The organism is Lacibacterium aquatile, from assembly GCF_042683105.1.
Classification (GTDB): domain Bacteria; phylum Pseudomonadota; class Alphaproteobacteria; order Elsterales; family Elsteraceae; genus Lacibacterium; species Lacibacterium aquatile.
Window position 1 is genome coordinate 412,413 of sequence record NZ_JBHUIP010000016.1, and the last position, 11,473, is coordinate 423,885.

The 11,473-nt window shown below is 60.9% G+C and carries 9 protein-coding genes; 3 read left to right on the forward strand and 6 right to left on the reverse strand.

The features are described 5' to 3' along the window. Positions 1 to 3: 3 nt before the first annotated feature. Positions 4 to 846, forward strand: coding sequence for an EamA family transporter (locus ACFSM5_RS21545; protein ID WP_379878910.1), 843 nt, complete (start codon positions 4 to 6; stop codon positions 844 to 846). Here ACFSM5_RS21545 and ACFSM5_RS21550 read toward each other — a convergent pair. Continuing rightward, positions 843 to 1,208 (reverse strand): VOC family protein, encoded by a 366-nt coding sequence (locus tag ACFSM5_RS21550; protein ID WP_379878912.1) that lies wholly within the window; start codon positions 1,206 to 1,208, stop codon positions 843 to 845. The two genes, ACFSM5_RS21545 and ACFSM5_RS21550, sit on opposite strands and share 4 nt — an antisense overlap. A gap of 48 nt (positions 1,209 to 1,256) precedes the next feature. Here ACFSM5_RS21550 and ACFSM5_RS21555 point away from each other — a divergent pair, with 48 nt between their 5' ends. After that, positions 1,257 to 1,904, forward strand: coding sequence for a phosphohydrolase (locus ACFSM5_RS21555; protein WP_379878914.1), 648 nt, complete (start codon positions 1,257 to 1,259; stop codon positions 1,902 to 1,904). Between the two features lie 100 nt (positions 1,905 to 2,004). Here ACFSM5_RS21555 and htpG read toward each other — a convergent pair whose 3' ends face one another. Then, positions 2,005 to 3,819, reverse strand: a complete 1,815-nt coding sequence (gene htpG / locus ACFSM5_RS21560) for a molecular chaperone HtpG (RefSeq protein WP_379878916.1) — start codon at positions 3,817 to 3,819, stop codon at positions 2,005 to 2,007. Between the two features lie 204 nt (positions 3,820 to 4,023). On the opposite strand from htpG, the gene ACFSM5_RS21565 reads away from it, so the two are divergent. After that, the gene (locus tag ACFSM5_RS21565) at positions 4,024 to 5,181 is read left to right on the forward strand and encodes a TMEM43 family protein (RefSeq protein WP_379878918.1); all 1,158 of its coding nucleotides are present in this window, start codon (positions 4,024 to 4,026) and stop codon (positions 5,179 to 5,181) included. On the opposite strand, the gene ACFSM5_RS21570 is transcribed toward ACFSM5_RS21565, so the two are convergent. The 4 genes from ACFSM5_RS21570 to purH form a co-directional block, all read right to left on the reverse strand. Then, the gene (locus ACFSM5_RS21570; protein WP_379878920.1) at positions 5,178 to 5,633 is read right to left on the reverse strand and encodes an STY0301 family protein; all 456 of its coding nucleotides are present in this window, start codon (positions 5,631 to 5,633) and stop codon (positions 5,178 to 5,180) included. The two genes, ACFSM5_RS21565 and ACFSM5_RS21570, sit on opposite strands and share 4 nt — an antisense overlap. Before the next feature lie 65 nt (positions 5,634 to 5,698). Next, the gene (locus ACFSM5_RS21575) at positions 5,699 to 6,052 is read right to left on the reverse strand and encodes a hypothetical protein (protein WP_379878922.1); all 354 of its coding nucleotides are present in this window, start codon (positions 6,050 to 6,052) and stop codon (positions 5,699 to 5,701) included. A 407-nt stretch (positions 6,053 to 6,459) separates the two neighbouring features. Further along, positions 6,460 to 9,693, reverse strand: coding sequence for a calcium-binding protein (locus tag ACFSM5_RS21580; protein ID WP_379878924.1), 3,234 nt, complete (start codon positions 9,691 to 9,693; stop codon positions 6,460 to 6,462). 128 nt (positions 9,694 to 9,821) lie between these two features. Next, positions 9,822 to 11,399 (reverse strand): bifunctional phosphoribosylaminoimidazolecarboxamide formyltransferase/IMP cyclohydrolase, encoded by a 1,578-nt coding sequence (gene purH, locus ACFSM5_RS21585; RefSeq protein ID WP_379878926.1) that lies wholly within the window; start codon positions 11,397 to 11,399, stop codon positions 9,822 to 9,824. Positions 11,400 to 11,473 lie beyond the last annotated feature (74 nt).

Here is an 11,473-nt window from a genome sequence, read left to right on the forward strand (position 1 = left end):
CCCATGCCCATCGATGTCCTGTTGATCGTCCTCGTCGGCGCGCTTCTGCATGCCAGCTGGAACGTGGCGGTGAAATCAGGCGGCGGTGGCGGTGGCGACCGGGTGATGGATGTGATCCTGGTGGCAGCCGGGAATGTGATCGTTGGATGTCTTTTTCTGCCGTTTGTCGATTTCCCACCGGCCCAGTCCTGGCCGCTGATCGCAGTATCGACCATCATCCATTCGCTTTACTTCCCCCTGATCGCCATGACCTATCAGGCCGGGGACGTGACCGTGGGTTATCCGATCATGCGGGGCGGTGGGGTGCTGCTGTCGGCGCTCTTGGCGGCTTTCCTGGCAACCGACCTGCCGGGACCATTGGGCTGGGCCGGGATTTTCTGCATCGGCTGCGGAATTCTGGCGCTGGCCCTGTTCGGTAGGGGCAATGCGCGGGTGCTGCTGATGGGCGGGGCGACGGCGCTTACCGTGGCCGCCTATACTTTGGTCGATGGTTTGGGTGCCCGAAGCGCCACCAGTGCCTTTAGTTATGCTGCTTGGCTTGTGGTCGTGCAGGGGGTCTTCATTACCGCCGTCGGTCTGATCTGGCGCGGCGGGGCGCTGGTGCGCCATGCCAGGGTGCGCGGCAAAATCATGATCCCGGCGGGTATGATCTCCGTCGTTTCCTACATGCCCGCCCTCTGGGCCATGACCAAGGCGCCGATCGCCCTGGTGGCGGCCCTGCGGGAAACCTCCATCGTCTTTGCGACGCTGCTGGGGGTGTTGTTCCTGAAAGAGAAAGTGCCGCACCAGCGCTATATCGCCATCGCGGCGATCATCGCGGGCGCGGTGTTGGTGAAATTCTCCTAGAACTGCGTTTCGACGACGTGCCACAGCACGCCGGAGGGGTCGAAGATAAAGCCGACCTTCATGCCCCATTCCTGCATGGCGGGCGCCCGCGGTGGTTTGACGCCGAAGTCCGCGACCAGCTTGTCGCCGTCGATCCGGCTCCACCAGGCATCCGCATCCCGGACCAGGATCTGGATCATCAGGTTTTCGGCGGCTTCCTGGACATAAAAATTCTGCAGGATGAAACTCTGACCGCCCATCTTGAGGCCTGCGACCGGGCCATCCTGATGGGTGATGATGAAGCCCAATGCCTGATAGAAGCGCTTGGAAAGCTCGAAGTCCTTGGCCGGAATGAAGGGGCGGAGAGCCAGGATATCGGACATCGGCAAAACCTCTTGAGCCTGGAGCGATAGGCGAGGCTAAACTGATCCATGCCTGCAATCGACAAGAAACCTCCCCGAGCCTGGGTGCGCCTGCCGTCCGGACGGCGGCTTAATCTGCTCGACCCAACGCCGCTGGATTTCGAGCCTTCGGATCTGGCCCTGGGGTCGGCGCGCACCTTTCGCTGGGGTGGCCATTCGATCTGGCCCTGGCCGTTGTCGGTTGCCCAGCATGCCATGAGCGTGCTGGCTATCGGACGCCAGCAGCTGGGGGACAAGATGACGCCGAAGCTGGCGCTTGCCTTCCTGCTGCATGATGCATCGGAGTGCCTGGGCGTCTGTTTCGACCCGATCTCGCCTCTGAAGCCGTTCCTGGGGCCGGGCTATGCGGCGCTGGATAAGGCGTTGCAAGGGGTGGTGCATACCCGCTTCGGGCTGCCGTCCGTGCTGCCCGACGCCTGGAAGAAGCCGATCAAGAAAGCCGACCGGCTGGCAGCAGCGGCCGAGGCGGTGTTCGTCGCGGGCTGGAGCGAGCAGGAATGCCGCGAGGCCCTGCAGATCAAGCTGCCGTTGCTGGAGGAGGATCCCTTGCAGGAACGCTTCGGCATGCGACCCTGGGAGCCCTGGACTCCAGCGGTGGCGGCGGAGAGGTTTGCGGCGGAGCTGGAAGGGTTGGTTGATTTGTCATCCCGGACTTGATCCGGGATCCGGCCGAAGGGAGTTGCCGCACTCCGCCGCCTGAGGTCGGCTATAAGGGCGGCCGGATCCCGGCTCGAGGCCGGGATGACACAGGTGGCCTTTAACCCAACAGCGCACTCAACCGCCGGGCGAAGGCGGCGGCATCCAGCGGCGGTTCGCCGTCGAGGATGCGGGCCTGATCCAGCAGCAGCCAGGCGGCGTCGGTGATGTCGGCGCCGTTCTTCTGTTTGTCGGCCAGCCCCTTGATCGCCTCGTGACCCGGATTGAGTTCCAGCACGCGCGGGGCCGCTTCCTCCACCCGCTTATGCTGGCGCATCAGCCGTTCGAACCGCAGATCCATGTCGCCTTCGTCGGCGACAAGACAGCAGGCGCTGTCGGTCAGACGCTTGGAGGGTCGGACATCCTTGACCTTGGTGCCAAGCGCCAGCTTGATCGCCGCGATGACGTCGGAGAGGTTGCCGGTGTCCTCGACCGGCTTCTCCTCGCCGCCGGAGATCTTGTCGAGGTCGGAGGCCGCGCCGCGCGTCACCGACTTGAACTGCTTGTTTTCGAACGCGGGAACCGACGGCAGCCAGAATTCATCGATGGGATCGGTCAGCAACAGCACCTCGACGCCCTTGGCCTTGAAGCCTTCGAGCTGCGGGCTGGAACGCAGGGCGGCCAGATCGTCGCCGGAGGCAACATAGATCGCCTCCTGACCTTCCTTCATGCGGGTAACGTAGTCGGCAAGGCTGGTCCAGCCATCGCCGTTGGTGGTGCGGAAGCGGGCGAGCTTCAGCAGGGTCTCGCGATTCTCGAAATCCTCGTACAGCCCTTCCTTCAGGACCGGGCCGAAAGCTTCCCAGAAGGCGGTGTAATCCTCGCTGTCGGCTTTCTTCCCAATCTCGCCCAGGATCTTTTTGACAAGGCCGGAGCGGATCTTGCCCATCAGCGGGCTGGCCTGCAGCAGCTCGCGGCTGACGTTGAGCGGCAGGTCGGCGCTATCGACCACGCCCTTCACGAAACGCAGATAGCCGGGCAGCAGTTCCTTGGCCTCGTCCGTGATGAAGACGCGGCGGACATAGAGCTTCACGCCATGTTTGCGATCGGGATCGAACAGGTCGAACGGCCGGGTCTTGGGCGCGAACAGCAGGGCGGAATATTCCAGCGTGCCTTCGGCGCGGATCTGAATGGTCGCGAAAGGCGCTTCGGTGTCATGGGAGAGGTGGGTGTAGAAACCCTGCAGCTGCTCCTCACTCACCTCGCTCTTGGATTTCGCCCAAAGCGCGCTGGCGTCATTCAGGGTCTTGTCGCCCAGCTTCACCGGCAGCGCCACATGATCGGCATAGCGGCGGACGACGTTTTCCAGGCGGTATTCATGCAGGAATTCGGTCGCCTCTGCCTTCAGGTGCAGGGTGATGTCGGTGCCATGGATGTCGCGGCTGGCTTCGGAGATCTGGAAGCTGCCGCGCCCGTCGCTTTCCCAGGCATGGGCGGTGGCTTCGCCTGCCCGGCGCGACAGGACCGTGACCTTGTCCGCGACCATGAAGGAGGAATAGAAGCCGACGCCGAACTGACCGATCAGCGATAGATCTTTCTTCGCATCGCCGGTCAGGTTGGCCACGAACTTGCCGGTGCCGGAATTGGCGATGGTGCCGAGGTTGTCGATCAGCTCCTGACGGCTCATGCCGATGCCATTGTCGCTGATGGTCAGCGTCTTGGCCTCTTCATCGACACTCAAGGTGACGGCGTAAGTCGCGGCGGGACCGGCGGTTTCCGGTTCCGTCAGCGACAGGTAGCGGTGTTTGTCGCAGGCGTCGGCGGCGTTGGAGATCAGCTCGCGCAGGAACACCTCCTTCTCGGAATAGAGGGCGTGCGCGACGATATCGAGCAGGCGGCTCACTTCGGCTTGGAAGGATAGTGTTTCGGTGCTCATGCGAGAAAACCCCGGCTGTTATGAATAGCTTAGGCTGCGGAAGTAAGCGCCGCCGCCAGACAGGTCAAGAGGCGAGCTATTCTTGTCGTGCAATGGTCCCCGCCGCTTTCATCTGTCGATAAGTTAAGACGCAGACACATCGACGGCAAAACTTCAGCTGAGCTATCATCCCCTCCAAGGTAAGTATCATCAGGGTGGGGCCCCGTGGATCGCTTTACAGAAACAACGTCGGTTTCCTGGGGAGGGCGGCTGAAGCAATCCCTGATCGGCATGCTCATCGGCATCGTGCTGATCATCGCCTGTCCTTTTGGGCTGTTCTGGAACGAGGGGCGGGCTGTCACGACGGCCAAATCGCTGGACGAAGGTGCGGGCGCCGTCGTTTCGGTCGATGCGGGGCGCGTCGACCGGGCCAATGAAGGTCGGCTGATCCATCTGGCGGGAAATACCGATGTCTCGGACACCGTCGCGGATACCGGCTTTGCCGTGACGGCAAAGGCCTTGCGCCTCTACCGCCGGGTCGAGATGTACCAATGGAAGGAAAGCACCGAATCCTCTACCCGCACCAAGCTGGGCGGCGGCGAGGAAACCGTGACGACCTATAGCTATGAAAAGGCCTGGTCGAACGAGTCGATCAATAGCGCCGACTTCAAGGAACCGAACGGCCACCGGAATCCCCGGATGGATATCAGCGGGCAGGACTTCGTGGCCAAGCAGGCCCGGCTGGGCGGCTTCGCTCTGTCGCGGGATGTGTTGGATCAGTTGGGGAACTGGGAGCCGCTGAGCGTGCCGGAGAATCGGCTTGGCGCCATGCGCTCGGCCTATCGCGGCTCCAAGCCGATCAGTTTGACTCAGGATGGCATCTATCTCGGCAATTCGCCCGATGAGCCGGTGATTGGCGACTATCGCATTACCTGGGTTGTGGTGGCGCCGGGCGAACTCAGTGTCATTGCCAAGCAGGTGGGCAATAGTTTTGCTGAATATCAGACGGCTGCGGGCGACGGCCTGCTAATGACCGCCGAGGGCATCAAGACGGCGGACGATATGTTCGCGGCGGCCCGTACGGAGAATACGATCCTCACCTGGATCCTTCGCGGCGTGGGGCTGGTGCTGCTGTTTGTCGGCTTTATGCTGGTGGGCGGCCCGTTGGCGGTTTTCGCCGACGTCATCCCTTTCATCGGCAGCATCGTCCGGCTGGGGCAGGGGCTGCTGGCCTTCAGCGCCGCATTGCTGCTGGGCGGCGGTACCATTGCCGTCGCCTGGTTCGCCTATCGCCCCTTGCTGACCGTGGCGGTTCTGGCAGGGGTCGCGGTGGTGATCGGGCTGTTCATCTATGCCGGGCGCCGGAAACCGGCAATCGTCTAGCGGCAGTTGAGCTGGGTGGGGCGGCCTTCGGGGGTATAGGTCGCCTCGCAGCGGCGCACGCCCCGCGCCAGCGGTTTGATCAGCGTCCAGCGGCTGTCTTCATAGCGGCAGGCAAGCCAGGTGGTGCCTGGGCCAAAAGACCAGTCGACGCGCTTGCCTTCCAGGGTCTTGCGTTCGCGGACCGGCGCGCGGTTGTTCTGACCGGCGGGCGTGCCGTCGTAGAAACTGATGCTCGCCAGTTTGCGTTTCCGTTCGGCGGGCGGCAGGTTGGCCTCGCTGGACCAGCTTTGCCAGCCGCTGGGGACGGCGCCGCGAAACTCCTCGCTCACCTCGACCTCCAGCGGGCAGCCGAGGTCGGTCGGTTGCGCGCCGAGGGTGGTGGGTGCGGCGGGCTTCTGCGCGCCGCCCTGCTGACCCTGGATGATGCCTTGCAGATCTTTGAGCGAGGGCATGGGCAGATCCTGGGCATGCCCAGGGAGCGCTACGCAGGCCGTCATGAAAGCAAAGGCCGCAAGCCTCAACGGCTGGCTCCCAGCTTCGAAGCGGTATTGATGATCGGAATGATATCGATCCCATTGACCAGAACGCCGCCGTCCGGTGTGGTCGTGACCTTATAGTCAAGGCTGGTGCGGCCATTTGCGACCGGCCCGGGACGGCCAATCTGCTTCATCAGGGTCAGGAAAAGGGCTGCCTGGGCCGAATTACGGTCGCCTTTGCGGGCTTGCAGCGCCGCGATCACATCCTCAACGCCTTTGACGTTCAGATCGGCGGTGGCCGAGGTCGGGGCCTGGGCCGAGGCAGGCAGAATGCTTAAGGCAAGGACCGCTGAAGCGGCAATCAGGCTGAGGCGGAGATGGGGCGCACGGAACATGGACGGCAATCCTTCAGGGCTCAGAGTTCAAGACGAGCCTTATTGAGAGCCGCGAATGTGTCGTGTCTTTGATGCGCTGTCGAGAGTGTCGAAAGCTTAAGCGGCCCAGGTCTTTTTCGGGGCGCGAGCTGCAGGCCAATCCAGGCCTTCCCAGCCAGCAAGAATGTCTTCGTCGTGGTGGGGGCGCTGTTCTTTGGCACAATTAGCTGCAGGTGCTAATTCAGCCGTGAAGTCTGACCAGGCCGGAGCCGTCAGCGTTGAGCGCGAATAAACGAGTTTCACCACGGGAGGACTCCGCACATCTCATTTCCTTAAGAAAAGGTTACTGAGAAATCTAACGGGAGTCCAGGGTGATTTTTACGTTTTGTTAATAAAATGAAGAAAGCTCAGTGATGCTGGATTGCGTATTAAGCGATAATCGACGAGCCAGTAAGATTGGCGACGCCATCGAGCTCAATTGAAAACTCAGCATAACCGTCACCATTCGTATCGCCTTCTAGGCTGCCGTTGGCAAATCTAAGTTGCCCAGCAGTGCCAGAAAACGACTCATCTCCAATGAAGTTGAAGGCTTGATTGCCGGACAGTTTGCTGTTGGCATCAAGCGATGAAAGGTCGATTTTTTCCGCACCCGCGTCGAAATCATGAATGACCGAAACATCCGGAAGAACTGAGCCCGACATATGGAGATAGACAAAAACGTCATTTCCATTGCCGCCCCATAGTTCCGTGCCGTCAAAAGCAAATTGCAGCCGATCCTCTCCATCTCCTCCATAGAGCATGTCTTTGTCATGCAAACTCGAGGAGTGGATCATAAAAGCTGATAATGTATCGTTGCCACTACCACCCGAAATTGTATCAGCGCCTCCGCTGCTTTGAAGTCTGTCGTTGCCCTCACCACCAAGAAGGAGGTCCGGTAGGTAGTTTCCATTCAGAAGATCGTTGCCGTTGCCACCGCTAAGTGTCTGGGAAGCAAAACCAGCGACAATTGTATCGTCGCCATCGCCGCCGAAGATCAAAACCCCAGCCTTCCCAGCCCAGATGATGTCATTGCCGTCGCCGCCGAGCAGCGTGGAGGTCGAGTCTCCGCCTTCCAAGGAATCGTTGCCATCCCCGCCATCCATCAGACCCGACGTCGCGGTGGAATGCTCGTCAGATAGCGTATCATTTCCAGCGCCGCCGAAAAGACTGTCGCTACCTTCGAAACCTTGCAGTGAATCATTGCCGTTTCCTCCCACGAGGAGGTCTTCGCCAGCATACCCAATCAGGGTATCATTGCCGTCCAGTCCCGAGATCGCGTCTCCATAGGGGGTGCCGACGATGAAGTCGGTATTGTCTGTACCAACTTTGGAAAAGTGATGCCCGGCCGTTGTCTCGGTGTCATCCGCATTTGTCAGAATGAGGGATGACTGAGAAAAAGTCTCAACGCCCTTCAGTTCGATAAAGAAATCTGCAATACCATCGCCGTTGATGTCTCCGCTGAGAATCCCGTTCTCGAAGCGCATTTCACCAGCAATGCTATGAAAAGCCTCATCATTGATAAACGTGAAGGATTGTTTTCCTGCAACTGCCGTGTTGGAGTCGATCGCCCGAAGATCAAGGATGTCTTCATCCACCTGGAAATCTTCGATCACACTATAGGCACCGTCGACCTGAAGAGCCTTATAGATGAAGCGATCGCGGCCATCGCCGCCCCATAGCTGATTGTCACCTGCTTCAAAAATCAGCAGATCGCCACCGGTGCCGCCGTGAAGATGGTCGCCGCCTTTGCTGCCGAACAGCATATCGTCGCCGTCTCCACCCTCCAGGGTGTCCTCGCCCTCGGCACCCGGTGTGCCGTAGAAATAAATCTCGAAATCCGTTGCGTATAGCAGATCGTTGCCAGCACCACCCTGTACGAGGTCGCTTCCGCCATTTCCGGCCAGCTTATCGTCCCCGGCACCACCGATGACAACGTCCATTCCGTCTTCGCCCGCAACGGTGTCATTGCCGTCTTCGGCGTTCAGCAGATCGTTCCCGCTGCCGCCATACACCACATCATCGCCATCTCCAGCCGACACGGTGTCGTCGGCAGCGTTTGCATTAATGGTGTCGCTGCCGCTTCCACCATTAATGGTGTCGGTTTCCAAACCGCCATAAACGTAGTCGTTGCCCTCGCCACCATCGATGACATTCAGACCGTTTGCATCGCTCAGGGTGTCATTCCCCGTGCCGCCGCTCAGGGTGTCGTTCCCCCCCTCGCCAACAAGAAAATCATCGCCGTCATTTCCAAACAGCTGGTCGTCGCCCTCACCACCGACGGCCCGATCATTTCCTGAGCCACCACTCAGGATATCCGATCCTTCATGCCCGTGAAGGTCGTCATTCCCCGAGTCGCCAATCAGGGTGTCATTGCCCCCACGCCCCAGCATGAAATCATTCCCAGCGCCACCGGATACCAGATCGTTACCGGTTTCGGCGTCTAGGTAATCATCGCCAGCGCCGCCATCGATCGTATCGTTTCCGGCCCCGCTGTTGGCGTAGTCATTGTCGTTCCCCATGAGGAACTGATCGTTGCCATTTCCCCCCACGGCATAGTCCCGACCATCGCCGCCGTCTAAGGTGTCGTTGCCCGATCCGCTGTGCAGCTGATCGTCGCCGGCCCCGCCAACAAGCAAGTTATCGCCGGAACTGGCGTCCAGGGAGTCATTGCCAGCGTCCCCGAAGAGCTTGCTGTTGCCACCGAGATCGGTAATCGCATCATTCCCATCGCCGCCGTTAAGCGTGTCGCGATCAGAACCGCCATAAAGCGTGTCGTTGCCTGACCCGCCATTCAAGGTGTTGATGCCTGTACTGCCAACCAACAGATCGTGGCCATCCCCACCAAGCAGCACATCGTTTCCAACGCCGCCAGATAGAACGTCGTTGCCCACATCGCCGCTTAGGACGTCGTCTCCGGCAAGGCCATAAAGAGCATCGTTGCCGATCCCGCCTCTCAGGGTGTCGTTGCCTTCATTCCCGTACAGCAGATCATTTCCGCTATCGCCGCTGAGAAGATCGTTCCCCAAATAACCGTAGAGAGAATCGTGACCGAGCCCGCCGTAGAGCCGATCATCGCCAGCGTCCCCGATCAGCGCATCATTGTCGCCGCCACCCACTAGCGTATCGTTGCCAATCCCACCAAAGAGCGTATCGAAACCGGCACCGCCCTGGATGATGTCCATACCTGCTTCGCCAGTGATCAGGTCGTGACCGGCATCACCATTTAGAACGTCGTCACCGGCACCACCGAAAAGGGTGTCTTCCCCGTCACCGGCATAAATAAGATCATTGTCAGCAAAGCCGTTCAGGATGTCGGAATGACGGCCGCCATCGATCGTATCGTTACCGTTGCCCCCATGGATGATATCCACGCCATCACCACCGGACAGCGTGTCATTGCCGTCACCACCGGTTAGCCCGTCGTTCCCATTGCCGCCACGCAAAAGATCGTTGTGGTTACCACCATAAAGGCGGTCGTTCCCGTCGCCGCCGGACAGCGTGTCGTTACCATCGCCGCCAGAGAGCGTGTCGTTTCCGTTATTTCCAACGATAAGCTCTTTCGCTTTTGTCCCGCGAATGAGGTCATTATGGATAGAGCCTTTACGGACGACAATTTGGGCCACGGTAGATACTCGAGCGAATAGACGATATATCCTCGTATATCAGAAATCGTGTTGCCGTCGATATCAGTATCACATAACGCGATAAATCTTGAGGCGCGACCAAGGTTGGGCCGCGCCTATTAGCACTCTCAATGCTTGAAGTGGCGCAGGCCGGTGAAGACCATCGCGGCGCCGGCGGCGTCGGCCGTTGCAACCACGTCGGCATCGCGCTTGGAGCCGCCGGGCTGGATGGCGGCGGTGACACCGGCCTTCAGGCAGACTTCCAACCCATCGGGGAAGGGGAAGAAAGCGTCGGAGGCGACAACGGCGCCGATGGCGCGGCTCTGGGCCTCGCCAGCAGCCTCGGCCATTTCGGCGGCGCGCTGCACGGCCTGGCGGGCGGCGTCGACCCGGCTGGTCTGACCGCCACCGATACCGACCGACGCGCCATCCTTCACCAGGACGATGGCGTTCGACTTCACATGCTTGACCAGCGTGAAAGCCAGCAGCAGGTCGCGCTGCTCATCGGCTGTGGGCGCACGCTTGGTGACGGTTTCGAGCTTGTCGGCACTGGCGCGGGCGGTGTCGCGATCCTGGACCAGCAGGCCACCAGCGACCGAGCGTACCAGGGTGCCGGTCTGATGGGGATCCGGCAGGCCGCCGGTCACCAGCACACGCAGGTTTTTCTTGGCCGACAAGACGGTCAGGGCTTCGTCCGTCACGCTGGGGGCGATGACGACTTCGGCGAAGAGTTCGGCCACCAGACCGGCGGTTTCGGCATCCAGCGGACGGTTGACGGCGATGATGCCGCCGAAGGCGCTGACCGGATCGCAGGCCAGGGCCTTGCGATAGGCGGTCGGCAGGTCGGCGGCCATGGCGACGCCGCAGGGGTTGGCGTGTTTGATGATCGAGACGGCGGGTTCCGGCAGCTCGGCCACCAGCTCGAAAGCGGCATCGGTGTCGTTGATGTTGTTGTAGCTGAGTTCCTTGCCCTGCAGCTGCTTGGCCGAAGCGACGCCGGGCCGGTTCTCGGCTGTGCGATAGAAGGCGGCCTGCTGGTGCGGGTTTTCGCCATAGCGCAGCGACTGCAGGATCGCGCCGCCGACGGCCATGCTGGTGGGGGCGGTCTCGTCGATCTGGCTGTTGAACCAGGCCGAGATGGCGGCATCATAGCTTGCGGTGCGGCTATAGGCAGCGGCGGCCAGCTTGCGACGGGTGGTCAGGGTGCTGCCGCCCTTTTCCGTCAGCTCGGCGGTGAAGGCGGCATAGTCGGCGGGATCGGTCATGACGGCGACGAAGTCGTGGTTCTTCGCGCCCGAGCGGATCATCGACGGGCCGCCGATATCGATATTCTCGATGCAGGTTTCGAAGTCGGCGCCGCGCGCCACGGTGGCTTCGAAGGGATAGAGGTTCACGACCACCACATCGATCTCGCCGATGTCATGTTCCTTCATCGCGGCCACATGACCCGGCAGATCGCGGCGCCCCAGCAGGCCGCCATGGATCTTGGGGTGCAGGGTCTTGACCCGGCCGTCCATCATTTCAGGGAAGCCGGTGTAATCGGCCACTTCGGTCACGGCCAGACCTGCGTCCTTGATCGCCTTAAAGGTGCCGCCGGTCGACAGCAGCTCGGCCCCTGCTGCCACCAAGGCGCGGGCGAGATCGACGATACCGGTCTTGTCCGAGACGGACAGGAGGGCGCGGCGGGGGCGAACCAGATCGGTCATGGGAAACCTTCCGAAAGGCTAAAGGGCGATTTTGGCGCCTCTATACCCCCGGGACGCGCGGATACCAAGCGATA

Excerpts from the sequence above, each read along its gene's own strand:
- ACFSM5_RS21545 (WP_379878910.1), top strand. The coding sequence starts at position 4 with ATGCCCATCGATGTCCTGTTGATCGTCCTCGTCGGCGCGCTTCTGCAT.
- ACFSM5_RS21550 (WP_379878912.1), bottom strand. The coding sequence starts at position 1,208 with ATGTCCGATATCCTGGCTCTCCGCCCCTTCATTCCGGCCAAGGACTTC.
- ACFSM5_RS21555 (WP_379878914.1), top strand. The coding sequence starts at position 1,257 with ATGCCTGCAATCGACAAGAAACCTCCCCGAGCCTGGGTGCGCCTGCCG.
- htpG (WP_379878916.1), bottom strand. The coding sequence starts at position 3,819 with ATGAGCACCGAAACACTATCCTTCCAAGCCGAAGTGAGCCGCCTGCTC.
- ACFSM5_RS21570 (WP_379878920.1), bottom strand. The coding sequence starts at position 5,633 with ATGCCCTCGCTCAAAGATCTGCAAGGCATCATCCAGGGTCAGCAGGGC.
- ACFSM5_RS21575 (WP_379878922.1), bottom strand. The coding sequence starts at position 6,052 with ATGTTCCGTGCGCCCCATCTCCGCCTCAGCCTGATTGCCGCTTCAGCG.
- purH (WP_379878926.1), bottom strand. The coding sequence starts at position 11,399 with ATGACCGATCTGGTTCGCCCCCGCCGCGCCCTCCTGTCCGTCTCGGAC.